Annotated in this window: 23 protein-coding genes; 12 read left to right on the top strand and 11 right to left on the bottom strand. The window is 71.8% G+C overall.

Going from position 1 to position 24,425, the window contains the following annotated elements:
- Nucleotides 1-61: 61 nt before the first annotated feature.
- The gene (locus IPH07_08945) at nucleotides 62-1,339 is read left to right on the top strand and encodes a hypothetical protein (GenBank protein ID MBK6917512.1); all 1,278 of its coding nucleotides are present in this window, start codon (nucleotides 62-64) and stop codon (nucleotides 1,337-1,339) included.
- Nucleotides 1,340-1,355: 16 nt separating this feature from the next.
- Here IPH07_08945 and IPH07_08950 read toward each other — a convergent pair whose 3' ends face one another.
- Nucleotides 1,356-2,564, bottom strand: a complete 1,209-nt coding sequence (locus tag IPH07_08950) for a class I SAM-dependent rRNA methyltransferase (protein MBK6917513.1) — start codon at nucleotides 2,562-2,564, stop codon at nucleotides 1,356-1,358.
- Nucleotides 2,565-2,695: 131 nt separating this feature from the next.
- Between IPH07_08950 and IPH07_08955 the strand changes: the two genes are divergently transcribed.
- Entirely contained in the window at nucleotides 2,696-3,337 is a 642-nt protein-coding gene (locus IPH07_08955; protein MBK6917514.1) for an RNA polymerase sigma factor, read from the top strand.
- A 24-nt stretch (nucleotides 3,338-3,361) separates the two neighbouring features.
- On the opposite strand, the gene IPH07_08960 is transcribed toward IPH07_08955, so the two are convergent.
- Both IPH07_08960 and IPH07_08965 read right to left on the bottom strand, forming a co-directional pair.
- On the bottom strand, nucleotides 3,362-5,302 hold the full coding sequence (locus IPH07_08960) for a type IIA DNA topoisomerase subunit B (protein MBK6917515.1): 1,941 nt from the start codon (nucleotides 5,300-5,302) through the stop codon (nucleotides 3,362-3,364).
- A 12-nt stretch (nucleotides 5,303-5,314) separates the two neighbouring features.
- Nucleotides 5,315-7,768: a DNA topoisomerase IV subunit A gene (locus IPH07_08965; protein ID MBK6917516.1), complete on the bottom strand. Its 2,454-nt coding sequence runs from the start codon at nucleotides 7,766-7,768 to the stop codon at nucleotides 5,315-5,317.
- Nucleotides 7,769-7,935: 167 nt separating this feature from the next.
- Between IPH07_08965 and cysC the strand changes: the two genes are divergently transcribed.
- Together cysC and IPH07_08975 are read left to right on the top strand one after the other, a co-directional pair.
- Nucleotides 7,936-8,469 carry an adenylyl-sulfate kinase gene (cysC, locus tag IPH07_08970; protein MBK6917517.1) on the top strand — a complete coding sequence of 178 codons (534 nt, stop codon included), beginning with the start codon at nucleotides 7,936-7,938 and terminating at the stop codon, nucleotides 8,467-8,469.
- A 128-nt stretch (nucleotides 8,470-8,597) separates the two neighbouring features.
- Nucleotides 8,598-9,293, top strand: a complete 696-nt coding sequence (locus IPH07_08975) for a hypothetical protein (protein MBK6917518.1) — start codon at nucleotides 8,598-8,600, stop codon at nucleotides 9,291-9,293.
- A gap of 50 nt (nucleotides 9,294-9,343) precedes the next feature.
- Here IPH07_08975 and IPH07_08980 read toward each other — a convergent pair whose 3' ends face one another.
- Both IPH07_08980 and IPH07_08985 read right to left on the bottom strand, forming a co-directional pair.
- Nucleotides 9,344-10,294 (bottom strand): hypothetical protein, encoded by a 951-nt coding sequence (locus IPH07_08980; protein ID MBK6917519.1) that lies wholly within the window; start codon nucleotides 10,292-10,294, stop codon nucleotides 9,344-9,346.
- A 16-nt stretch (nucleotides 10,295-10,310) separates the two neighbouring features.
- On the bottom strand, nucleotides 10,311-11,693 hold the full coding sequence (locus IPH07_08985; GenBank protein MBK6917520.1) for a sigma-70 family RNA polymerase sigma factor: 1,383 nt from the start codon (nucleotides 11,691-11,693) through the stop codon (nucleotides 10,311-10,313).
- A gap of 321 nt (nucleotides 11,694-12,014) precedes the next feature.
- Between IPH07_08985 and IPH07_08990 the strand changes: the two genes are divergently transcribed.
- Entirely contained in the window at nucleotides 12,015-12,557 is a 543-nt protein-coding gene (locus IPH07_08990) for a hypothetical protein (protein MBK6917521.1), read from the top strand.
- Nucleotides 12,558-12,567: 10 nt separating this feature from the next.
- Here IPH07_08990 and serS read toward each other — a convergent pair whose 3' ends face one another.
- Nucleotides 12,568-13,956, bottom strand: a complete 1,389-nt coding sequence (gene serS / locus IPH07_08995) for a serine--tRNA ligase (protein ID MBK6917522.1) — start codon at nucleotides 13,954-13,956, stop codon at nucleotides 12,568-12,570.
- A 123-nt stretch (nucleotides 13,957-14,079) separates the two neighbouring features.
- Between serS and dacB the strand changes: the two genes are divergently transcribed.
- From dacB to IPH07_09025, 6 genes are all read left to right on the top strand, one after another.
- Nucleotides 14,080-15,621 (top strand): D-alanyl-D-alanine carboxypeptidase/D-alanyl-D-alanine-endopeptidase, encoded by a 1,542-nt coding sequence (gene dacB, locus IPH07_09000; GenBank protein MBK6917523.1) that lies wholly within the window; start codon nucleotides 14,080-14,082, stop codon nucleotides 15,619-15,621.
- A 14-nt stretch (nucleotides 15,622-15,635) separates the two neighbouring features.
- Nucleotides 15,636-16,697, top strand: coding sequence for a D-alanine--D-alanine ligase (locus tag IPH07_09005; protein ID MBK6917524.1), 1,062 nt, complete (start codon nucleotides 15,636-15,638; stop codon nucleotides 16,695-16,697).
- An 86-nt stretch (nucleotides 16,698-16,783) separates the two neighbouring features.
- A complete protein-coding gene (gene trpS / locus IPH07_09010; GenBank protein ID MBK6917525.1) occupies nucleotides 16,784-17,782 on the top strand; it encodes a tryptophan--tRNA ligase in 999 nt (332 codons plus the stop codon).
- Nucleotides 17,779-18,678, top strand: coding sequence for a GNAT family N-acetyltransferase (locus tag IPH07_09015; GenBank protein ID MBK6917526.1), 900 nt, complete (start codon nucleotides 17,779-17,781; stop codon nucleotides 18,676-18,678). The genes trpS and IPH07_09015 overlap by 4 nt, the downstream gene beginning before the upstream one ends.
- A gap of 124 nt (nucleotides 18,679-18,802) precedes the next feature.
- On the top strand, nucleotides 18,803-19,660 hold the full coding sequence (locus IPH07_09020) for a hypothetical protein (GenBank protein ID MBK6917527.1): 858 nt from the start codon (nucleotides 18,803-18,805) through the stop codon (nucleotides 19,658-19,660).
- Between the two features lie 125 nt (nucleotides 19,661-19,785).
- Nucleotides 19,786-20,511 carry a hypothetical protein gene (locus tag IPH07_09025; protein ID MBK6917528.1) on the top strand — a complete coding sequence of 242 codons (726 nt, stop codon included), beginning with the start codon at nucleotides 19,786-19,788 and terminating at the stop codon, nucleotides 20,509-20,511.
- Nucleotides 20,512-20,531: 20 nt separating this feature from the next.
- Here IPH07_09025 and IPH07_09030 read toward each other — a convergent pair whose 3' ends face one another.
- The 5 genes from IPH07_09030 to IPH07_09050 all read right to left on the bottom strand — a co-directional run bounded on the left by IPH07_09030 (nucleotide 20,532) and on the right by IPH07_09050 (nucleotide 23,441).
- Nucleotides 20,532-21,197, bottom strand: a complete 666-nt coding sequence (locus IPH07_09030; GenBank protein ID MBK6917529.1) for a hypothetical protein — start codon at nucleotides 21,195-21,197, stop codon at nucleotides 20,532-20,534.
- Nucleotides 21,130-21,681: a hypothetical protein gene (locus IPH07_09035; protein MBK6917530.1), complete on the bottom strand. Its 552-nt coding sequence runs from the start codon at nucleotides 21,679-21,681 to the stop codon at nucleotides 21,130-21,132. Before IPH07_09035 ends, IPH07_09030 begins: the two co-directional genes overlap by 68 nt.
- On the bottom strand, nucleotides 21,678-22,208 hold the full coding sequence (locus IPH07_09040; GenBank protein ID MBK6917531.1) for a hypothetical protein: 531 nt from the start codon (nucleotides 22,206-22,208) through the stop codon (nucleotides 21,678-21,680). The genes IPH07_09035 and IPH07_09040 overlap by 4 nt, the downstream gene beginning before the upstream one ends.
- Complete coding sequence (locus tag IPH07_09045; protein ID MBK6917532.1) at nucleotides 22,205-22,762, bottom strand: hypothetical protein; 558 nt, start codon at nucleotides 22,760-22,762, stop codon at nucleotides 22,205-22,207. The genes IPH07_09040 and IPH07_09045 overlap by 4 nt, the downstream gene beginning before the upstream one ends.
- A gap of 79 nt (nucleotides 22,763-22,841) precedes the next feature.
- Nucleotides 22,842-23,441 carry an RNA polymerase sigma factor gene (locus tag IPH07_09050; protein ID MBK6917533.1) on the bottom strand — a complete coding sequence of 200 codons (600 nt, stop codon included), beginning with the start codon at nucleotides 23,439-23,441 and terminating at the stop codon, nucleotides 22,842-22,844.
- A gap of 78 nt (nucleotides 23,442-23,519) precedes the next feature.
- Between IPH07_09050 and IPH07_09055 the strand changes: the two genes are divergently transcribed.
- A complete protein-coding gene (locus IPH07_09055; GenBank protein MBK6917534.1) occupies nucleotides 23,520-24,278 on the top strand; it encodes an rRNA pseudouridine synthase in 759 nt (252 codons plus the stop codon).
- Nucleotides 24,279-24,425: the final 147 nt, after the last annotated feature.

Genomic DNA, 24,425 nt, shown 5'->3' on the forward strand with positions numbered 1-24,425 from the left:
CGTGACATCGTCGTCGCTGCGTCCCCTTCGCCACCTGTCGTCATCGCTATTCGTCGCGACGGTGCTCGCCTGCTACCAGCGTCCGGACCTCGCAAAGATCAACGCGAGTGGCACCGGCGGCACGTCGACGGGCAGCACGACCTCGCTCGACGCGGCATCGTCGGGCGGCGGCGAAGCCAGCACGTCGAGCAGCGGCGACGGGGGCACGTCGAGCGGCGGCGTCGACCCGAGCACGTCGAGTAGCGGCGGCGGCGGCCCGGATCCGCGGGGTTGCACCGTCGACACCGACTGCGACGATCAGAGCCCGTGCTCCGAGGACCGCTGCGAGGCCGGCAGCTGCACCCACGCCCCCGCCGACGCGCCGGGCTGCGCCTGCGACGATGTCACCGACTGCGAAGCCCTGCCGCCGTCGGGCGACTGCGGGACGCGGCGCTGCGCCGACGGGACGTGCCTGTTCGAGCTCGCCGACGCCGGTGAGCCGGTGCCCCCTTCGCAGCAGACCGCCGGCGACTGCCAGCGCGTCGTGTGCGATGGACTCGGGCAGAGCGTCGCCGAGTTCGATGATGCCGACGTGCCCATCGACGGCCTCGAGTGCACCGACGACCGCTGCGAGGCCGGCGTCGGCGCGAATCCTCCGGTCGCCGCCGACGAGCCCTGCGCCGCCGGCAGCTGCGATGGCGCCGGCGCATGCGTGGGCTGCTCGGTCGCCGCGGACTGCGGGACGAGTGACGCCCCCTGCCTCGAGCTCACCTGTGTGGCGGGCGTCTGCGGCGTGGTGCCGCGTGCCGCCGACACACCGTGCGACGGTGGCGTGTGCGACGGCGACGGGGCCTGCGTGGCGTGCAACGTTGCGACGCAGTGCCCGGCCGCAGCGGCATGCATGGTCGCGACATGCGTCGATCACGTCTGTGGATTCAGCCCCGCCGATGCCGGCACCACCTGCAACGACGGCCTCTACTGCACGCTGGTCGATGCCTGCAACGGCGCTGGCAGCTGCGGGGGCACCGGCTCCCCGTGCCCGGGGGCCGACGGCGACAACAACTGCAACGAGTCGTGCAACGAGGCTACCGACAGCTGCAACGCCCACGACCCGGTGAACTCGCCCTGCAACGACGCCGCGTTCTGCACCGCGACCGATCGCTGCAACGCCGCGGGGATCTGCGTCGGCACCGGCTCACCGTGCCCCGGCCCCGATGGCGACCCCGACTGCAGCGAGAGCTGCAACGAGGCCAGCGACAGCTGCAATGCCTCGGATCCCGCGGGCACCGACTGCGGCGGTGAGTGCAACACCTGCGGCGGCGGCGTGTGCCACGTCTACGGCCCCGGGCAGTGCCCGTGACGACCGACGAAGCCTGCTAACGCGCGTCGACGAACACGCGCGCGAGCACGACCTTGAGGTAGTCGCCCTCGGGGAACGCCAGCAGCCGCGGATGATCGGCCGGCGCGCCCCAGCGCTCGAGCACCTGCACCACGCGCCGAGCCTTCGACGCCGCCGCGACGAGGGTCGCCTCGAAGTCGGACATGCGCACGTGGCTCGAGCACGACGCCGCGAGCAAGAGTCCCCCCGGCTCGAGCACGCCCATCGACGCGGCGAACAGCTGGGCGTAGGCCGTGAGCGCGACCTCCTTGCTCGACTCGCGTGGCGCGAAGCTCGGCGGGTCGGCGACCACCAGCTGCCAGCGGCGCCGCGCGGCACGGGCCTCGGCGAGGAACTCGGGCACGTCGCGGGCGTGCCCGCTGCGGCGCTCGGGCGGCAGATCATTGGCCGACCAGGTCTGCGCCGACAGTGCGATCGCGGCCGGCGCGACGTCGACGGTGTCGACCGCCGCCGCACCGCCCAGCCCCGCCGCGGCCGAGAAGCCACCGACGTAGGCGTAGAGATCGAGCACCCGTAGGCCCTGCGCAAGGCTGCGCACGCGGGCGCGCGCCTGTCGGTGATCGAGGAACAGGCCGGTCTTCTGACCTGCAAACAGATCGACCGCGAGCGCCATGCCGCACTCGCGTACGCGCATCGGCGACGGCGGTGCCTCGCCCCACGCCAGCGTCGTGGTTCGCTCGCCGCGTCGACCCTCGCGCACGATGCAGGCGTGCACGCCCACCCGCTCGAGCGCGGGCCGCAGCAGCGCCAGCACCCGCTCGCCCTGACGGCGCGCCGCGGCGCCGTCGAGCTGCACGCTGGCGACCGCACCGTAGCGATCACACACGAAGCCCGGCAAGCGATCGCCCTCGCCGTGCAGCAGGCGATACGCATCGGTGTCGGGCGGGACCACCTGCTGCCGCAGCGCCAAGGCGTCGTCGATGCGGCGCCGCAGCAGCGCGTCGTCGACCGGCTCGTCGCTGGGCGTCAGCACACGGACTGCGATCGGACCTTCTTCGGCCCAGCCCCGTGCGACGAACTCACCGCGAGCGTCGACGACCGTGACCAGCTCGCCCGGCGCGGCCTCGAACGCCTGCAGCGCGTCGCGGAACAGCCACGGATGCCCGGCTGCCACCGCGCGCCGCAGCGGCTTGCGCAGCACCAGCGTGGGCTCGCCGCGGTGGGGCGCGTGGGGTCGTCGGGGCATGGTTTCGCGCACTCGTTCCGCAGCGTTCGTGGTCGTGGAGAGCACGCCCGCGGGTGCGCGCGGCGTTGCAGCCGCGGCAAAGGTAGCAGGCGTTTGCAGTTCCGGCGCGCCCGTGAAAAGCTGCCGTGGCCGTGAGTAGCGCGCCCATCGGCGATCCCAGCGACGAAGAGCTGCTGCGCGCGTGGCGGGCCGGCGACGATGATGCCGCCGAGACGCTGATGACGCGACACTTCGCGCCGATCTACCGCTTCTTCCGCAACAAGCTGCCGGACGAGGTGGACGAGGTCACCCAGCGCACGTTCCTGGCCTGCGTCGAGGCGGCCGACCGCTTCCGCGGTGAGAGCTCGTTTCGCGGCTTCCTGCTCGCGATTGCGCGCAAGCAGCTGATGCTGGCCCTGCGCAAGAAGCACCGCGCGGCCAAGGTCTTCGACCCCGATCAGCTGTCGCTGCACGACGTCGACGATGCCGCGATGCCCTCGCCGACCGGCGTGCTCGCGCAGCGCGAGTCGGAGCGCCTGCTGCTGCTGGCGCTGCGACGGCTACCGATCGACTTCCAGATCACCGTCGAGCTGTTCTACTGGGAGGAGCTGCCGATCGCCGACATCGCGGTCGTGCTCGAGATCGCCGTCGGCACCGTGAAGAGCCGCCTCGGCCGCGCACGCGCGATGCTGCGCGAGCACATCGAGCAGCTGGCCGAGAACGCCACCCTGGCGCAGAACACCCTCACCGGCTTCGACGCCTGGGCCCAGCGGCTGCGCGACGACGTGGTCTGACGACGCGCGGCCGACGGGCCGCCCTCACACGTCGAGCGCCTCGGCCTCGGCGGCGCGCTCCATGATGAACTGGTAGCGCGCCTGGGTGTCCTTGCCCATCAGCTCGCTGATGGTGCGATCGGTGGCGAGCTCGTCGCGGATGCCGACCCGCACCAGCTGCCGCTTGCGCGGATCGAGCGTGGTGTCCTTGAGCTGCTGCGGCATCATCTCGCCGAGGCCCTTGAAGCGCTGGATCTCGGGCTTGCCGCGCTTGGGCTGGGCCAGCAACGCCGCCAGCGCAGCATCGTCGGAGACCCAGTGGCTGTCCTTGCCGATGTCGACGCGGTAGAGCGGCGGCTGGGCCAGGAACACGTGGCCGCGCCGGATGAGCTCCGGCATGTAGCGATAGAAGAAGGTCAGCAGCAGCGTGGCGATGTGGTGGCCGTCGCTGTCGGCGTCCATCAGCAAGATGATCTTGTGGTAGCGCAGCCGCTCCAGCTCGAACTCCTTGCCGATGCCGCAGCCGAGCGCCTTGACCACGTTGCCGAGCTCTTCGTTCTCGAGCACCTTGGACAGGCTGGCCTGCTCGGCGTTCAGGACCTTGCCGCGCAGCGGCAGGATCGCCTGGTGCTCGCGGTCGCGGCCCATCTTGGCCGAGCCACCGGCGGAGTCGCCCTCGACGATGAACAGCTCGCTCCTGCGGGGGTCGTCGCTGCCGCAGTCGGCGAGTTTGCCCGGCAGGTTGAGGCGCACACCGCCGGCGGTCTTGCGCGAGACCTTCTGGCTGGCCGCACGCGAGGCCGCGCGCGCGCGCGCCGACGCGATCACGCGCGCGACGATGCCCTCGGCGCGGCTGCGGTTCTCGTTCAGCCACAGCTCGAGCGCCGGACGGATCGCGGTCTCGATCTGCGCGGTGACCTCGGGGTTGTTGAGGCGGTTCTTGGTCTGGCTCTGGAACTGTGGCTCGAGCACGTAGGTCGAGAGGATCGCGACCATGCCCTCGCGGATGTCCTCGAGCGCGATCGTCAGCCCCTTGGGCTCGAGGTTGTGGGTCGTCATGTAGTTGCGCAGGGCCTTGTTCAGCGCGTTGCGCAGGCCCTGCTCGTGGGTGCCGCCGTCGGGGGTCGGCACGCCGTTGACGAACGAGTAGATCGCGTCCTCGGTCGACTCCGTCCACGCCAGCGCGAGCTCGATCTTGGGGTCGTCGGCGCGCTCGAGCGAGAACAGCCCGGGGTGCACCGCCGGCTTGCCGCGCACCTGCACCAGCTTGCCGAGGTACTCGACGATGCCCTGGGCGTGGTGGAAGGTCTCGGGGCCTTGGGCCTTGGGATCGACGAAGATGATCTTGAGGCCCTTGTGCAGGTAGCTCTTGGCCTCGAGTCGATCGCGCAGCATCGCGGGATCGAACTGCACCTTGTCGAACATCGTCGCATCGGGTCGCAGGTGCACGGTCGTGCCCGAGCCCCGCGACGCGCCGAGCTTCGCGAGCTTGCCCTGCGGCACGCCGCGCTCGAACACCGCCTGCCAGCGCCCACCGTCGCGCCACACCGTGGCGGTGAGCTTCTCCGACAGCGCGTTGGCGACCGCCGCACCGACGCCGTGCAGGCCGCCGGAGTGCTTGTAGCTCTCACCGTCGAACTTCCCGCCCGCGCCCAGCTTGGTGTAGACCGCGATGATCGCGGGGATCTTGAGCGTCGGGTGCAGATCCACCGGGATACCGCGACCGTTGTCGGTCACGGTGATGCCCTTGTGATCGGCATCGAGCGTCACCGTGATCTCGGTGGCGTGGCCGTTGATGACCTCGTCGACCGCGTTGTCGAGGATCTCCCACACCAGGTGGTGCAGGCCTTCCTTGTTGACGCCGCCGATGTACATGCCGGGGCGCTTGCGGACGTGATCGACGCCCTCGAGCACCTGGATCGAAGAGGCGTCGTAGCCACCCTTCTTGCCGGTGCCGTTCTTGCCGTGCTTGTCGCTGCTGGCCATGGCGATGCTCCCCTACTGCCCCTCGCCGCCGAGGTTGGGCACGCTCGGTGGATCGAACTTGAGCTTCTTGACGGTGCCGCGCTTGAACGCGGGGCGGCCCTTGCCGCCGCGTGCGACCCGCTCGCGGTCGTCGGCGCTCAGCTTCTGGCTGCCGCCCGACGACTTCTCGATCACGACCTGTGTGCTGGACGGGAACGCGGCGACCACGTGGTCGTCCTTGTCGACCTTCATGAAGATGACGCCCTTGCCGGCGCCCGAGAGCAGGTTGACGTCCTGCGCGTTGCAGCACAGCACGCGGCCCTCGTGGGTCAGCGCGCACACGTCGTCCTCGGCGTAGACCTTGAACGCCGACACGAACTCGTCGCTGCCGTCCTCGCCGCTGCCGAGCTTGCCGAACATGCGGCCGCGGCTGGTGCTGGGATCCTTGTGGCCCCACAGCGCGAAGCGCAGGCTCATGCCGCGCTTGGTGACCGCCAACACGTGCGGATACGGCTCCTCGTACTCGTCGCCGAGATCGGGCTTGGGATGGGCGAACTCCGGCATCACGCGGGCGTCGGTGCCCATCGCCGCGATCACCCGCTCGCCGTCCTTGAACTTGAACAGCTTCTGCACCGGCACGCCGTGGCCCGAGCTGGCCGGGACGTCGTTGATGCGCGTGACGTAGGCCGAGCCGAGGTTGGTCAGCAAGATGATGCACTCTCGCGTCGAGCCGCCGACCAGCGCCAGCGGCTCGTCGCCCTCGCGCATGCGCGTGGTCTCGAGGTTGATGGTGCGCTGGCGCTTCAGCCAGCCGTCACGCGTCACGAGCACGACCGCGTCCTCCTCGACGATGAAGCTCTCGGCGCTGAACTCCTCGGTGACGTCGTCGTCGCTGATGCGGGTGCGCCGGGGGTCACCGAACTGCTCCGCGACCGCCTCGAGCTCGGCCTTCACCAGCGCCTGGAACTTGGCCTTGCTCTTGAGGATGCCCTCGATGCGCGCGGCCTCGGCCCGCTTCTGCGCCAGCTCCTCGCGGATCTTCTGGATCTCGAGCTTGGCCAGGCGATACAGCTTGGTCTCGAGGATCGCGTCGGCCTGCACGTCGTCGAGCCCGAAGGCCTTGCACAGCTTGGCGCTGGCGTCGGCCTTGCCGTCGCTGGCGCGGATGATCTTGATGGCGCGATCGAGGTCGTCGAAGATCTTCTCGAAGCCCTCGAGGATGTGGATGCGCGCCCGCAGCTGCCGCAGGTCGTACTCGAGCCGCCGCCGCACGGTCGCGAAGCGGAAGTCGATGAAGTGCTGGAGGATCTGCTTGAGATCGAGCCGTGCGGGCGCACCGACCTCGACGTTGCTGGTCGGCACCAGCACGGTCAGATCGACCTTCACCGACACCTGCAGCCGCGTGTGCTTGAACAGGTAGGCCATGACCAGCTCGGGGTCGACGGTGGCCTTCTTGTCGAGCTCGAGCTCGACGCGGATGTCGGTGGTGCTGAGATCCTGGATGCCGATGAGCGGCGGCAGCTTGCGGTTGAGGATGATCTGCCCGATCTCCTCGACGATGGCGCCCTTCTCGACGCCGTGGGGCACCGCGGTGATGACCAACCGCTGGCCACGCTTGCCATCCTCGAGCTTCCAGCGCGCGCGCAGCTTCACCGAGCCGCGGCCGCTCTCGTAGATCTCGGCGAGCTCGCCCTTGGTCGCCACCAGGTCGCCGCCGGTGGGGAAGTCGGGGCCCTTGATGTGCTTGAGCAGCTTGCGGACGGTGAGGTCGGGCTCGTCGATCAACGCGACGGTGGCCTTGATGACCTCGACCAGGTTGTGCGGTGGGATGCTGGTCGCCATGCCGACCGCGATGCCGGTGCCGCCGTTGACCAGCAGCTGCGGGAACCGGGCCGGCAGCACGATCGGCTCCTTGGCGGTGCCGTCGAAGTTCTCGCGGTAGTCGACCGTCTCCGAGCCCAGCTCGGTGAGCAGTTGGTCGGCGGTCGCGGTGAGCTTGGCCTCGGTGTAGCGATACGCGGCCGGGGCGTCGCCGTCGATCGAGCCGAAGTTGCCCTGGCCGTCGACCAGCGGCGCACGCATGACGAAGTCCTGCGCGAGCCGGACCATCGCGTCGTAGACCGCGCTGTCACCGTGGGGGTGGTACTTGCCGATGACCGCACCGACCACCGTCGCGCTCTTGCGGTGGCGGCCGTCGTGCCGCAGGTGCAGCTCGTGATCCATCGTGTAGAGGATCCGGCGCGCGACCGGCTTGAGGCCGTCGCGGACGTCGGGGATCGCGCGGGCCGTGATCACGCTGATGGCGTAGTTGAGGTACTTGCGGCGGGTCTCGTCGGCGAGGTCGCCCTCGTGGAGGCCGTCGTCGTCGTCACCCCCGCCGGCGCCGGCGGCTGCCTTGCTGGCGCGGGCGGAGGGGATCGCGGTGCCGACCGCATCGGTCGGCGAGCCGGCGTGGAACGCGGGCGGCAAGAGCTCGAGCTGGGACATGAAGGCGGTGCTCCGGTCGCCCGGGGCCCCTGCAGACGCTGGGGCGGGAACGTTCGAGCCCTGGGCTCCAACGGGCGAGCGGCCGCCACCATACCGCCTGGGCGATCCCCGTCAAAATCTTGCGCAGACGCGGCCGGTTGTGCCTCCGCTTCTGCGACAATCGCGGCATGCAGCCACAGGGCGTGCTCGTCTGGCTCACGGGGTACTCGGGTGCGGGCAAGTCGACGATCGCCGAGACCGCGCTCGCACTGCTGCAGGCGCGGGGGCGGCTGGCCTACGTCCTCGACGGCGACCGCGTGCGCAAGGGCCTCTGCTCCGACCTCGGGTTCTCGCGGGAGGACCGCGCCGAGAACGTGCGTCGCATCGCCGAGGCCGGGCTACTCATGGCCGACGCCGGCGTGGTCGTGCTCGCCGCCGTGATCGCGCCGTTCCGGGTCGATCGCGATCGCGTGCGCGCCCGGGCGCCGCGCGGTCGCTTCCTCGAGGCCTTCGTCGACACGCCGCTCGACGTCTGCGAGGCCCGCGATCCCAAGGGCCTCTACAAGATGGCGCGCAAGGGTCTGCTGCAGGACTTCACCGGCATCGACTCCCCCTACGAGTCACCGCTCAAGCCCGACATCGCGCTGCGCACGACCGAGGCCGACGCGAACGCGCTCGCGGCCACGCTGGTCGACGAGATCATGGCGCGCACCAGCGGCTGACGCAGCGGCGCACCATCGGCAGAACTGCCGATTCTGAGGTCGCGTCGGGGCTCGCGTGCTCACGCCGGCGACCACGTCGAAACCGCGGCGTGGTTCGCTACCATCGCACCATGCGTACATGCACTGTGATGCTTGCCCTGCTCGGCGTGGCCTGCAGCAACGGAGACGGTGGCACGACTGGCTTCGCCGAGTCGGCCGGCACCAGCTGCACGCCCGGTGTGCAGCAGTCGTGCCCGTGCGCGGGCGGGGCCCCCGACGGCGTGCAGGTCTGCGCCCCCACGGGTGACGCGTTCGGGGCCTGCATGGGCTGCGCCGGCGGCAGCGAAGGCAGCTCGGGTACCAGCGAGGGCTCGAGCGGTGGCGGCACGGGCGAGTCGTCCGGCGCCGGCAGCTCGACCGATCCGACCCTCGCCGACAGCTCGAGCGACGGCGGCGTCGCGACGCCCTACGTGATCGACGACTGCCTGGTCGACACGCCGCGCAACGGCAGCGAGGTCTGCGACGACACCGGCTTCACCGTCGAGGCCGACGCCGCCAACGTGCTGGTCTGCCTCGAGGCCACCGGCGGTCAGATCTACATCTCGACCAACACCGCCATCGATCCCACCGACGGCGCCGCGCGCTGCAGCGGCTGGGAACTCAACGGCCAGAACGCGTGGGACTACCTCGACTACGTCGGCGGCCCGCTCACCTGCGACGCCGAGCAGAAGACGCTGGCGATCGACCTCTCGCCCTACGTCGGGCAGACGCTCTACATCGGCGCCCACGAGCACCCCAACGGCGGCGGCGGTGGCACCACCGCGTGCATGGCCCACGCGAAGTGAGCCGTCCGCCTACGGGATCAAGCTCTGCCGCCGCAGCTCGCGACGGGCGGCTACGGTCGCGACGAGCGACACAGCCCGAGGTCGTCGACGCCACAGCCGGCTGGCGCCGAGTCGCCGGGAAAGAACGGTTCGCAGCGGGTGCCCGGGGCCAGTGCGTCGCAGGGATCCGCCGCGGCGCGATCGCAGTAGGGCGTGCAGCAGCCGGGCGACACCGCGCACCCCGGGTACGCGTCGTCGTCCACGCACAGCAGGCCGTCGACGCAGTCCCAGCTGTCGTGGCACAGCTCGCCGATCCCCGACGTACCCGGCGGCGCGGGGTGGCACGCGATGCTCGCGAACCAACCGCTGGATTCGCCCAGGCAACGCTCCCCGAGGCCACAGTTCGGCGCGAGCGGGTTGCACGGCGGGACGCACAAGAGCAGCGCGCCTTCGTTCGCGATGTCGCACGGCGTGCACAGACCCGGGCACGACCAGTTCATCTCACTGCCTTGGCACAACGGCACGCACGTGCCGTGCAGGGTCACGGGATCGATGTGCCAACACATCGCACCGATCTCGCAGTCGTCTGCACCACTGGCGATCCACTCGCTCACCGTGCACGGCTCGCCGACGGCGACGGATGGCCGCGCGATCGGTACGCAGCGCATGGCGTTCCACTGGTCCCCGCCGTCGTTCGCCCACCCCGCGCACTTGAAACCCGGCTTGCAGTCTTGGGCCCAGAGATCGCACTCGAGCTGCGGATCGGCCGGAGGATCGTCATCGTGCGACGTGCTCGAGCCGAAGCTGTCGCCCGCCGAACCGTCGGTGGTGGGATCCGGCGGAGCGGTCGTCGCGACCCCACCGAGCGAGGTCTGTGTTCCAGTCGTGGTCGGCGATCCAGTGGTGGTGCCAGTCGCGGCGCCGCTGGATCCCACGCCCGCGCCATCGACGATGCGGTCGCTGCATGCGAGCAGCGCGAGCAAGGCCGCGAAGGCAACGCGGCGAATGGGCTGACGCTGCATCCCGTGAGCCGTCCGCCTACGGGATCAAGCTCTGCCGCCGCAGCTCGCGACGGATCTTGCTGAGCGCCTGTTCCTGCAGCTGACGGATGCGCTCGCGCGAGAGCGAGTACTGCTCGCCGATCTCGCGCAGCGTCATGGGCTCGGCCTCGTCGAGGCCGAAGCGCTTGCGCAGGACGTCGGCTTCGATGGTGGGGAGGCGCTCGACCAGCTCGCGGATCTTCGCGTCCATGACGCGCGAGGCGATGCCCTCGACGGGCTGCGGGATGGTCTCGTCCTCGAGCAGCTCGCCGGCGGTGCGGGCGTCGTTGCCGGAGATCGGGCTGTCGAGGCTGGGCGCCTGATCGAGCAGGCACATCCGCAGCCGTCGCACGCGCTCCACCGGCACCTCGGCGCTGGCGGCGAGTTCCTCGTCGCCGGGCTCGCGGCCCTGCGTGATCTCGAAGCGCTGCTTGGTGCGGCGCAGCTTGTGATGCACGTCCAGCATGTGCACCGGCACGCGGACCTCGCGGGCCTTGTCGGCGACCGCACGGCTGATGGCGTGGCGAATCCACCAGCTCGCGTAGGTCGAGAAGCGATAGCCGCGATCGGGGTCGAAGCGATCGACCGCCTTGAGCAGCCCGATGTTGCCCTCCTGGATCAGGTCGGGCAGCGCCATGCGGCCGTGGGCATAGCGGCGCGCCATCGTCACGACCAGTCGGAGGTTCGCGCGCACGAACGCGTGCTTGGCCGCCCACAGCGAGGCCGCGGCCTCCTCGACCATCTGCACGTAGCGGCGAAACGGCGCCGAGTCGGTGCGCGGCAGCGTCACGGCCATGCGCACGTCGGCCCCGCGCCCGGCGGCGATGGCCTTGAGGTCGGCGACGATCGGCTCGGTCGCTTCTCCGTCGGTGTCGAGCCGCGCCATGATCTTCGCCATCTGGTCGGCGTCGAGGTTGAACTTCTCCTCGTGGGCGCGGGTCTGGCGATCCCGGAGATTGCGCGACGAGCTCTGCAGCGCGTCGATGGCCTCGCGCGGGCAGTCGGGCGCGTGGAACGTGCGCTCGACGACCTCGACGATCGCGGGCACGAACGGCGGATAGCTGACGATCGCGCGCCAGTAGTTCTGTCGCCGCGAGAGGATGCCCTGCGCCGCGCTCAGCTCTTCGGCCGGCGACATGAGCTGGGCGGCCGCCATCTCGCGGAAGTAGATGCCCAGCGGCGAGTGATCGAGCCCGTCGGATCCGGCCTCGAGCTTCTCGGGCTCGGGGAATGGCGGTGGCTCGTCGAGCTCGCGCGGCGAGCCGCGCAGCGCCTGCTCGCGGACGTGCTGCCCGGCGAACTCGTCCTCGTGCTCGCGCGCGCGCTCCGAACGGGGACCTCCATCCTCGTCGTCGGGTCGCTCGTGCGTACGGACGCCCACGATAGGCCCGAGAGTGTGTCCGATCCGAGGCACACTCGACAAGCCCCCAGGCCCGCCCCCATGCGGTGGGCGTCACCGACGGCAGCCATGCCACCTGCCACGCCAGGCGGGCCGAGCTCGCACGGTGGTTCGATCCGCGGCGTGCGGTGGTGCTGCGCTTCCAAGAGCGCGCAACGAGGGGGGCGCCCGCGGGGCAGCCGCGCGCGATCCGGCGCGAGCCCCTCTCGCTTCACGGGTGGACGACGGCGTGGTGGCGGCTCGGCAACTGGCCCACCGCGAGGGCCCGGGTGGTCGCGTCTTTGGGGTAACGTGGACGCGAGCATGGAGCGTCGCGACGACAACGCCGGCGGCGGCGTGCCGCCCGGACGCGCGGGACCGGTGTCGGCGCTCGCGCTCGCGGCGTGGCTCTTGGCGCTCGACGCGTGGGTCAAGTTCGCCGCGCGTCGCGGCGCCTGCGACGGCGACGACGACAGTCCCTGGAGCGAGCCGGTGCGCTGCGTCCGGGTCGCCCTGCTCGGCGACGGCGACGACGGTCCTGGCGCGCTGCCGGCCGTGCGCGAGGGTCTGCTCGGCATCGGCATCGCGGATCCGCTGCTGCGGCAGCTGCTCGCGCTCGGCGGACTCGCGGCGATCACCGTGCTCACCATCGTCACGCTGCGGGCACGCACCGCGCAGCGGGCCGACCTGCTCGCGATCGCCGTGACCTTCGCGGGGCTGCTGTGCGGCGCGGCACCGATCCTGTTCGGACCCGGCGTCGCGTTCACCGAGTTCGTGGTCGGCGACACGCGCGTCGCCTTCGGCGACCTGCTGGTGCTGGTCGGCGTGGCGTGGATCGTGTGGGGCCGCGTGGCGGCGCGCCGGTGAGCGCGCGTCGTCAGCGTGCGCGCGCGGTGATGCGGTCCTTGCCGACCCATGGACGCAGCACCTCGGGCACCACCACGCTGCCGTCGGCCTGCTGGTAGTTCTCGAGCACCGCGACGATCGCCCGCGAGTTGGCGATGGCGGTGCCGTTCAGCATGTGCACGAAGCGGGGCTTGCGGTTCTTGCCACCCTCTTCGTCGTCGGGGCGGTAGCGGATCCGCAGTCGCCGCGCCTGGTAGTCGGTGCAGTTGCTGGTGCTGGTGACCTCGCCCCAGTTGCCGCGACCGCCATCGGCGGCGGCGCGCCCGGGCATCCACGCCTCGATGTCGAACTTGCGCAGCGCTGGCCCGCCGAGATCGCCCGAGGCGATGTCGAGCACGCGGTACGGCAAGCCCAGGCCGGTGAAGATCTCCTCTTCGATCGCGAGAAAGCGTGCGTGCATCGCCTCGCTCACGTCGAGCTCACCGACGCAGAACGCGAACAGCTCGACCTTGGTGAACTGGTGCACGCGGTAGAGCCCGCGGGTGTCGCGGCCGGCCGCACCCGCCTCGGTGCGAAAGCAGTGCGAGAGCCCCGCGAGCAGCAGCGGCAGCCGTGACTCGTCGAGGATCTCGTCGGCCAACATCCCGCCGAGCGTGATCTCGGCGGTGCCCACCAGGCACAGATCGGTGTCGGCGACGCTGTAGACCTGCGTGCCCGCGCCGCGGGGATTGAAGCCGAGCCCGGCGAGGATCTCGTGGCGTGCCAGATCGGGCGTGGTGTGCAGCACGAAGCCGTGCCGGCTCGCGACCGACAGCGCGTAGTGTTGCAGCGCGAGGTCGAGCAGCACCGCGTCGTTCTTCAAGTAGTAGAACTTCTGGCCCGCGACCTTGCCTCCGGCCGCGAAGTCGCACAGCTCGAGCTGCTCGCACAGCTCGACGTGGTCGCGTGGCTCGAAGCCCTCGGCCGCGAAGTCGCGGCGTGTGCCGACCTGCTTGATCTCGCGGTGATCGTCGTCGGTGTAGCCACGCGGGACCTCGGCGTGGGTGAGGTTCGGCAGGCGGACCCACGCCTCGTCGCGCGCGGCCGCGGCCTGCTCGGCCGCCGCAGTGTGCTCGCGCTCCGCGTCGCGCAGCGAACGACCCTCCTCGAGCAGCGGCGCGCGCAGGCTCGCCTGCGCGTCCTTGGGCTGCTTGGCGACCGCCTTCATCGCCTCGGCGTTCGCGTTCTGCCGCCGTCGCACGTCCTCGACCGCCGCCTGCGAGCTGCGCCACGCACCATCGAGCTCACGCAGTCGCTCGATCGTGCGTTGGGCCCACCCGTCGACGTCGGGCGTGAGGTCGTCGAACACCACGACCCTTCGATCGACGAGGTTCTGCACCAACGTCTCCGGGGTCTCGCGCAGCAGCTTGATGTCGAGCATGGCGGCGAACGCTACCAAAGCGCGGCCGCGCGCAACGCCGCCTGGCCGCACCCACCGCCTGCGCCGCTTTCTTGGGCACAGGACGGCGGGCTGTTAGTGGGAAGATAGGCGAGGTTATCCTACATGGGCACCCGACTCGCAGCAGCCACCCTCGGACTCCTCGGCGTCGCGCTGATCGGGCGTGGCGCCCCCGTAGAGGCCGCCCAGGGCGCCTCCCGCCCGGGCACCCGGAGCACCCTCGCGGCCGCGGCGGGGCGCGAAATCGCCCAGTCCGCCCGTCCCCTCCCGTCGGCGGCCGAGCGGATCTCGCAGCGACTCGGTGAGCTCGAGGCGATGCCGCCGTCGGCGGTCGCCGGGCCGAGCGCAGCGCTGGCGGCCGCGGTCGCCGAGGCGCGTGCGGGCCTCGGCCCGGCCGCCCAGCTCGGCGTGCACGTGCGCGAGCTGGGCTCGAACACCACGCTGCTCGACGACGGCGGCGAGCTCGCGCTCAACCCCGCGAGCAACCACAAGCTGCTGACGGCCATCGCGGCGCTCGAGCTGCTCGGCCCCGCGTATCGCTTCGAGACCCGCGTTGCGCTCGACGGTGACGCACTGGTGCTGCAGGGCAGCGGCGACCCGTCGCTGCAGACCGAGGATCTGCAGCGACTCGCCGAGGCCGTCGCCGCGCAGATCGATCTCGCGGTCGTGCGTCGCATCGTCGTCGACGACGGCATGTTCAGCGACGAGCGCTTCGGCCCCGGCTACGACCCCGGCGGCCCCGGCTTCAGCTACCTCGCACCCTCGGGCGCGCTGTCGCTGCAGTGGAACACCGTCGAGGTGACGCTCGCTGCCCACCACGGCGCCGTCGAGGTCTTCGTCGATCCGCCGTGCGCCCATGTGGTGGTGGAGAACCACGCCCGCATCGGACGCGGCGAGCCCGACGTGACCACGCAGGCCGACGGTGGTCACACGCGCGTGCGCGTCGACGGCCAGCTGCGACGCGGATCGGTGCGCACGATCCGTCGACGGGTCGCCGACCCCGGTCGCTTCGCGGCCGCGGTGTTCGCCGCTGCACTCGGCCGCCCCGAGCTACCGATCGCGCGTGGCCGCCTCGAGGCCGACGCGCTGCCGCTGGGCGAGCACCACTCGCCGCCGCTCGCCGAAGTGCTGCACTCGGCGCTGAAGTTCTCGAACAACGTCACCACCGAGCAGCTGCTGCGCACGTTGGGCCACCTCGCGAGCGGCCGGCCGGGCGACTGGCACAACGGCACCGCGGTGCTGCGCACCTTCTGGGCCGCGCTGGGGCGGGATCCCGCCGAGATCGTCTTCGAGAACGCGTCGGGATACAGCAGTGTCGGCCGCGTCAGTGCGCGCGCGCTGGCCGACCTGCTGGCGTGGTCCCAGCGACCGGGCAGCCGCAGCGGCGCGGTCGCGGCTGCGATGGCCGTGGCCGGGGTCGACGGCACACTGCGCGATCGCCTGCGCGAGGCGCCGGGCCGCGTGTTTGCGAAGACCGGCACGCTGAGCGGCGCCAACGCGTTGTCGGGCCTGGTCGCCGACGAGGCCGGTACGCCGCGGCTGGCGTTCTCGGTGCTCTTGAACGGCCCCGTCACCGGGCACACCGCGCACGCACTGCAGGACCGACTGGTGCGCGCGCTGCTGCCCCACGCGGTCGCGTCGCGCTAGACTGCGCGCCGCCCATGACCGTTCGTCCGCGCGTCGTCGTTCTCTTTGGTGGGGTCTCCTCGGAGCACGAGATTTCGCTGCGCAGCGCCGCGAGCGTGCTGGCGGCGATCGACCGCGGGCGCTGGGAGCCGGTCGCGTGCGGCATCGATCGTGCGGGTCGCTGGCACACCGGCGACGTCGATCGCGAGCTCGCCGATCTGGTCGCCCACGGCGACGAGGTCGCCGACGTGCGGGCACTGCGACCCGACGTGGTGTTCCCGGTGCTGCACGGCCCCCACGGCGAGGACGGCACCATGCAGGGTCTGCTCGAGATCCTCGGGCTCGCCTACGTCGGCTCCGGCGTGCTGGCCTCGGCGCTGTGCATGGACAAGGTCGCGCAGAAGCACCTCGTCGCGAGCGCGGCCCCGGGCATCCCGCTGGTGCCGTGGCGCGCGGTCGCGGCCGCACGTCTGCGAGATGCCGCCTTCGTCGCGCGGCTGCAGGACGAGGTGATCGAGAGCATCGCGCTGCCGTGCTTCGTGAAGCCGGCGAACCTCGGCTCGTCGGTCGGCGTCGAGAAGGTCAGCCGCGCCGACGAGCTCTTGCCCGCGCTCCACCGCGCTGCGCGCTTCGATCACGTGGTCGTGATCGAGCGCGGCGTCGATGCCCGCGAGATTGAGGTCGCGGTGCTCGGCGACGGCGGCCCCGACACCGTGGCCTCGGCGCCCGGCGAGATCGTGCTGCCCGAGGGGGTCTGGTACGACTACGAGACCAAGTACCTCAAGGACGTCGCGACCCTGTCGATCCCCGCGGTGCTGTCCGAGGCGAGCGCGCGCGCCATCTCGGCCCACGCGATCGAGGCGTTCCGCGCGGCCGGCTGCCACGGGCTGGCCCGCGTCGACTTCTTGCTCGATCGCGCCAGCGGCACCGCCTACCTCAACGAGCTCAACACGATGCCGGGCTTCACGTCGATCAGCATGTATCCCAAGCTGATGGCCCACGCCGGGGTCGGCTACGCCGAGCTCATCGATCGGCTGTGTCTGCTCGCGCAGCGTCGCTTCGCGGCGCGCGGGCAGCTCTCGGTCGAGCGCGCGTAGCCCCGCGTCGACGGCCGCCGCGCGGCCCGCAGCCGCGCGAGGACGGGTGTGGTCGCGGCCGCGTCCGTGCCACGCTCGCGAGCACCATGACCACGCTGTCCTCGTGGGTGCTCTCGGGCATCCAGCCGACCGGCGAGATGCACATCGGCAACTACTTCGGTGCGATCACGCAGCACCTGGCGCTGCCCAACGAGTACCCCGGCGAGTGTTTCTTCTTCATCGCCGACTACCACGCGCTCACGACCGTGCACGACGCCGCGGCGCTGCGGGCCGGCGTGCGCGAGATCGCGGCGACGTACCTGGCGCTGGGGCTGGACCTCGAGCGCGCCACGCTCTTTCGCCAGAGCGACGTGCCTGAGGTCTGCGAGCTCACGTGGCTGCTGTCGAGCGTGACCGGCATGGGCCTGCTCGAGCGTGCCCACACCTACAAGGACAAGGTCGCCCACGGCATCAAGCCCTCGATGGGGCTGTTCTGCTACCCGGTGCTGATGGCGGCCGACATCCTCGTCTACGACAGCTCGATGGTGCCGGTCGGCAAGGACCAGGTGCAGCACGTCGAGATGGCGCAGGACATGGCCACGCACTTCAACGAGGCCTTCGGGCAGCCGGTGCTGCGGCGCCCCGAGTGGCGGCTGTCGAAGGCGCCCTACGTGCCGGGCACCGACGGCGCCAAGATGAGCAAGAGCTACGGCAATACCATCCCGCTCTTCTGCAGCGGCAAGGCGCTCAAGAAGGTGGTCGGCAACATCGTCACCGACTCGACGCCGCTCGGGGCGCCACTGACGATCGAGGGCGACCGCGTGCTGCCGCTGCTCGATCTCTTCCTCGACGAGGAGGGCCGCGAGCGCGTGCGCGGCTACTACCGCGCGGGCGCCCGCGATGGCGCGCCGTTCGGGTACGGCCACGCCAAGCAGCTGCTGGTCGAGCACATCGAGAACCACTTCGCGGACGCGCGAGCGCGACGCGAGGCCTTGCTCGCCGATCCCCAGCAGATCGAAGACGTGCTGGCCCGCTGCGCCGGTCGAGCCCGCCAGCTGGCGGCCGACACGCTCGCGCGGGCGCGTCATGCCTGCGGCCTGCGATGACCTTGCGCATCGTCGCGGCCCACGCGATCGGCGGCGCGCTGCGCCTGCAGAGCCTGGCCGAGCAGGTCTTCGGCGCGCAACACCGCGACGCGCAGTGGTTCGCGCGCAAGCTCCACCGCGAGCTCGTCGATGACACGCTCAGCATGGTCGCGGTCGACGGCGACGACCTCGACGATCCCCGCGCGTGGCTCGGCTACGTGCTCGTCGGTCGGCCGCCGTCGTGCGCCCCCGCGGCGCGCACCGCCGGCACCGCCGTGATCGCGCCGGCACGTGGGCGTGGCGTCGCCACGGCGCTGCTCGAGGCGGCCGCGCGCACGTGCGCCGATGCCGGGCTGCGGTCGCTGCAGCTGTGGGCCGAGCAGGCACGCGAGTCGTTCTACTGCGCCCGTGGCTTCGAGCTGCAGATGCGGTTCTCGACCATGCTGGCGTTCGCGCGCGGGCCCGCGGCGCCATGGCCGGGGCCGCTGCCGTGGCGACCGCCGGACGAGCCGGCGCTGCAGTTGTTGCCGCACGGATTCCTACCCGAGGCGTGGGAGCGCACGCCCGCCCACGAGCGCGCCACGTGGTCACTGACATCGCCGCTCGCCCGCGTGCACGTGGCCCGCGAGGCGCGGGCGTTCGCGGTGCACGGGGTCTGGCTCGCCGATCTGCGTGACGCCGCGCGGGTCCTCGATGCCGTGCTCACGCGTCTGCCGACCGATGCGCCGGTGGTCGCCGTCGCACTCGCGGAACCCGACGCATCACCCGCGCACGCCACTGCGTCGTCGTCGGAGCAGGAGGACGAGCAGGAGGATGCGGCAGCGGTGAGTTCGATCACTGCCCCGACCGTGGCGCGCCTGCGCCGGCTCGGATGGCTCGATGCCCAGCGCGGCGCGATCCTGCAGCGCAGGCTTTGACAAGGGCGCGCGCCGACGTCGATGATGCGACGGTCGCGAGCATCCCATCGACGCTGCGGTCGATGGCCAACGCCCGCGCGCGACGGAGTCGATCATGATCCTCGAGCATTCCTTGGTTCGGTGCGTGCGGACGCTGCGACTCGCGTGGTGGGCCGCCGCGGTGGTCACGCCACTGGCGTGCAGCGACGACGGCGGTGCGGGCCAGGGCGACAGCGGCTCGAGCAGCGGCGCCGAGACCTCGGGTGCCGCGAGCGCGACGGCGGGCATGAGCTCGACCTCGGCGGCGAGCACCGGCACCTCGACCACGACCACCGCGACCGACACCGCGGCCGACACCGCGGCCGACAGCGCCGGCTTCGTGAACCCGGTCGACACCGGCTCCGATGGCGGCACACCGCAGCCCAACGGCGCGCAGTGTGCCAACGCCGAAGGCTGCGAGTCGGGCTTCTGCTACACGGTGCCGATGCTCGGTGGCGTGTGCTCCGAGTGCCTGATGGACGCCGACTGCCCGACCGGCACCTGCGGCCTCGATGCCGCCGCGGGCTACGCGGTGTGCACCGACGGCTCGCTCGGCAAGCAGTGCGACTCCGACGAGGGCTGCATGGGCGAGCTCGTGTGCACGCAGCTCATCGACACCGGTGGCTTCTTCAACGCCAGCTTCTGCTCCGAGTGCGGCCCGCAGGCGCCCTGCCCCGGCGAGCAGATCTGCACCCCGAACTACGACGCGCAGGCGCTCGCGGGCTACATGGGCTGCGCCGACCCGGCGTCGGTGCCCGACGGCGGCGGCTGCCCGATCGTCGAGGGCATGGGCGACGGCGCGGTGTGCAGCTCGGGCCACTGCGGCATCGCCGACGTGTTCATGGGCTTCGTGCAGCTCGGCGTGTGTGGCGAGTGCAGCCTCGACAGCGACTGCGCCGACGGCCTGACCTGCATGCCCGCACAGGCCGGCATGGGCGGGCTGCAGGGCCCGACCTGCGGCTAGCCCGGCGGTGGCGAACGCTCCCGCGGCGGCACACCACCGCCGCGGGTGTTTCGCCGCCCAGCGATGGCGCCGGCGACGAGAATCGCCTCGTCGTCCCCGCGCGCGGCCTGCTAGCATCCGCCGCGATGCGACCGACCACCGCGCTCCTCCCGTCGCTGCTGCTCGCGCTCGCGTGCGGCAACCAAGCCGCGCCCGCCCCCACCGACGCCAAGGCCGGCAAGGCCGACGCGAAGACACCCGTCGGCGACAAGGCCGACGCGAAGGCCTCGCCCCACGGCGGCCCCGAGGCCAAGGCGCCCTCACCCCACGGAGGCGCGGCCGGCATGATGCCGGCGCCGAGTCAGCCCAAGGGTCCGCCGCGCGACATCACCCCGAGCGGCGAGTCGCGCGACGAGAAGGCCGCCGAGCTGAGCTTCAAGGTGCCGAGCGAGTGGGAGACCCAGCCGCCGACGAGTTCGATGCGCGTGACGCAGTTCGTGGTGCCGGGCCCCGGCGGTGACGCGGAGATGGTGGTGTTCCGATTCGCCGGTGGTGCCGGCGGCATCGATGCCAACGTCGAGCGCTGGAAGGGCCAGTTCAAGGCCCCCGAAGGCAAGACCATCGACGACATCACGAAGACCTCGAAGTTCGAGGTCGGCAAGCTCGCGGTGACGATGGTCGACATCACCGGCCGCTACAACGCGCCCGAGCGCCCCGGCAGCACCACGATGGTCGACGAGTCGGACTATCGGATGATGGCCGCGATCGTGGAAGGCTCCGGCGACCCGTTCTTCTTCAAGCTGCTCGGGCCGGGCAAGACCGTCGAGCTGTGGGCCAAGCCGTTCGAGGACGGCCTGCGCGCGGCGAGCTGAGCCGCACGCGCCCGCGCCGCTCACGGCGAGGCGGCGCGGCAGCTACCCCCGCAGTCATCGCACGCATCGCTGGCGAGCTCGCACTGATCGCGGGCGTAGAAGCAGGCGTCATCGTACTCGCGCTCGCCGGCGTGCTGCTCCGCCAGGCGACAGATGCGTTGCTCGAGCCGACACGCGACCCCCGCGAGCTCGCAGATGCGGCGGCATCGTGCGCCGGCGTCGTCGAAGTCGGTGGCGAGGTTCGGGGCCTCCTCGTCGGCGGCCTTCTTCGCGCTCGGATCGTCCGTGGTCACCGCGTCGCCGGTGGGCACGGGCGGCGACTCCGGCGTGACCGGCTTCGACGCCGCGGCGTCATCACGCCGCGGCTCCTGCTTGATCCGCTTGGACTTCGCAGGGCGGTTGGCCTCGCGCACCTCGGGCGCCGACGTGCTGCTGCCCACGGCACCCGCGACCTCACCGCCGACGCCGAGCGCCCGCAACGCGGCCACCGTCTCGTCGAGCTCGGCGCGCGACGCCGCCAGCGGGTCGCCCGCACCGGGCTCCCGCGAGGCCTTCTTCGCGCAGCTCACCAGCAACGTCAGCGCGACGAGGACCAGCTGGCCGCTCCGGCGATGGTGGTCAACCCTCGCAACCTTCGCACGCTTCTTCGGCGCGTTCGCAGTCGCGTTGGGCTCGCTCACAGGCATCGCCATACTCCTTTTCGTCGACGTGGTCACGTGCGAGTGCACAGATGCGCTCCGAGAGCCCGCACATCGTCTCCGCGAGATCGCAGACGTTGCTGCACGCCTGCTCCCGCGCATCGGTGTCGGCCGCCGGTTTGCTGGGCTTGCCCGCGGGGGCGCGTGACGGCGTACGCCGTGGATGGTCGCTGACACCGACCTTGCGATAGCTCCCGAGCCGCACACCGGCGTCACGCAGCGCCGCCTCGTGGCTGTCGAGCTGCACGAGCAACTCGGCCAGCGTGGCCTCGACCGGCGCTCGATCGACCGGTGCGACGGTGGTGGCCTCGGCTTCGGCGGCGGGGCGCTGCGGCTCGGCGGGCGACGCCACGGCGGCAGTGGCCGCATCGGCCTGCGGTGCGGCGTCTCGCAGGGCGGCGCCCCGCTTGGCCGCGCACGCCCCGAGCACCAGCAGCCAGACCAGCGCGCGGCAGCGAGGGCGCGCGCTCACAGCCCCTCGAGCTCGCGTTCGAGCAGCGACTGGTTCATGTCGAGCGCCTGCTGGTAGGCCCCCAGCGCGTCGTCGTCGCGACCGAGCGACTCGAACACCTCGCCGCGCAGCGCGACCACGCGGGCGGTGAACGGGTTGGGCACCACGGCGTCGGCACCTTCGACGAGGCCCTCGTCGATCACGGCGAGCAGGGCCTCGTCGGCGATCGGATCGACGTCGGGGAAGTCGAGCCGCAGCCGCACGAGTCGACCGTACACGTCGTGGCGTAGCTCGATCGCGAGGTCGCCACCGTCGGCGTGCGACGGCCACGACTGCTTGCGCAGCGACTCGAGGGTCGCAATCGCGGCGGCCGGATCGCCCTGCTCGAGCAACAGATCGACGCGGCGATGCGCGACCGAGACCTCCTGCGCGAGCGCGACCAGGGCATCGGGGCGCGCGGGCGCGAGGCGCCCGGCCTGGGCCAACCCCACCAGCATGGTCCCGGCGCCGAGCAACACCCCGAGCAGCAACGTGGGCAGGCGCTTCACGGCGCACCTCCGACCGACGACGCGCCCACGGCCGTGGGCGTCGCCAAGGCCTCGGTGAGCAGTCGCGCGCGCACGCTGCCGCGCGCGTCGTCGACCGCGTGGGCCTGCTCCGCGCGCGCCGCAGGGGCCAGCAGCGAGAACTGCTGCTCGAGCAGCTCGGCCGAGCCCGCCGTCCGCGTCGGCGCCTGCGGACCCCGGGGCATCACGAACACCACGATCGCCGCGGCCGCGATCGCCGGCGCCGCCCACAGCAGCGCGCGACGTCGCCACCACGGCACCGGCGTGATCGCCCGCGAGATCTCGGACCACAGCGCATCCTCGCGGGCGGCGCTCAGCTCCGAGGGCGCCCGCGCGTGCAGCAGCAGCCGCACCACCGCGAGCTCGGGCTCGACGCTGCCGACATGGGCCGAGCCACCCTGCGCCTCGGTGTCGCCGGCGTCCTGGGCCGCGCCCGCGCGCAGCTCGTCTTCCCAGCCGAGCGCGGCGGGATCGAGGGCGGAGCGGGGTTCGTGGTCGCGGGTCATGACGGTGTCGCCCCCCGGAACGCCCGCCACCGCGGGGTCCTTACGCCGGAGTTCGCGGGGCCGCCGTTCGCGCCCCGCGCCCGGGTCGATGCTGCGCTCGCGCGTGTGTTCATGGTTCACCTCGAAGGCTGACGCCTTGCTTCTCGCAGGCCTGCTTGAAGGCCCGACAGGCCCGGAACAAGAGCACGTCGAGCGTGCCCAGCTTCACGTCCATGGTGGCGGCGCAGTCCTCGCGCGAGCGGCCCTGCAGCAGTCGCAGGCGCAGGACTGCGGCGTAGCGCTCGTTCATGCCCGCCAGCACCGCCTCGATCTTCACCCGCAGGTGCTCGCGCTCGAGCTCGTCCTCGGTGGGATCGCGGCCCGGCGCCACCATGGTGTCGACGTGCTCGGCGAAGGCCCCCCGCAGTCGCTGGCGCCGCCCCGAGGATCGCAGCAGGTCGCGGGCCTTGTTCTTGGCCAGCACCTTGAGCCACGGGTAGAGGCCGGGCTCCTTCCACGCGTAGTTGGGCAGCGCCCCGAACGCGGCGAGGAAGGTCTCGCGCAGGCAGTCCTCGGCGTCGTCCTTGTCGCCGAGCATCGGCACCAAGACGTGGGCATAGATCGCGCGCGCGTACGCGCGATAGATCTGCTCGAAGGCGCGACGATCGCCCTTGGCCGCGCGTTGGACCAACGCACGCTCGTCGTCGAGGGCGTCGGGGCGCCGAGTCACCGCGGGCGCAAGGGTACCCCGCGACCGGCGGCGGTTGCTACCATCCGCGGCGACGTCCCCTTGCCTCGCCTCGACATCTTGATCGCGCGCAACTTCGGGATCTCGCGCAGCGCCGTGACCCGGCTGCTGCGCGCCGGCGCGGTGCGGGCCCCGGACGGCGGGCGGCTCGACGACGGCCGCCTGCAGGTCGAGCCCAGCACCCTGCCCTGGCCCATCGAGGTCGACGGCGTGACGCGACAGCTGCACGCGCGCTTCGAGGTCTTGCAGCACAAGCCGCTCGGTGTCGTCACCGCCCAGCGCGACGATCGCCACCCGACCGCCTACGCACTGCTGGCCGACGCGCCGTTGTTCCGCGAGCTGCGATCGGTGGGGCGGCTCGACCTCGACACCAGCGGCCTGTTGCTGTGGACCACCGACGGCACCCTGCTGCATCGGCTGACCCACCCGCGCTGGGGCGTCGAGCGCTGCTACCACGCGGCCCTGTCGGCGCCGTGGCAGCCGCTGCCCGACGAGCTCGCCCTCGACGACGGCCACCGACCCGACATCGTCGAGCTCACTGCGATCGGCCCCGAGCAGTGCCATCCCGCGCTGCGACCCGAGCCCGACGCGGTCGCGCACGCCTCGATCACGATCACCGGCGGGCGCTTCCACGAGGTGCGACGCATCTTCGCCGCGCTGGGCTCGCACGTGCTGTCGCTGTGCCGCGTGCGCTTCGGTGGCGTGACGCTGCCGCCGACGCTCGCGCCCGCGCAGTGGCAGCCGATCGATCTTCGCGCGCACTTCCGCGGGCTCACACCGCGGGACCTCGACGTCGCCGACGACGACCCGGCGTCTTAGTTCGTTGGCTTCGAGCTGCGCGCGCACCCGCGCTCTCGGGTGGCCCCCGGCGAGCCGCTCGAGGCCCGGCACCGGCCCAGAATCGGGACGATCGGACACATTCGTGCGGTCGCGGCTCAAGCTCGGACGCCGTCGCAGCGATGACGC

Source organism: Deltaproteobacteria bacterium (assembly GCA_016709225.1).
GTDB lineage: Bacteria > Myxococcota_A > Polyangia > Nannocystales > Nannocystaceae > Xiheibacterium > Xiheibacterium phototrophicum.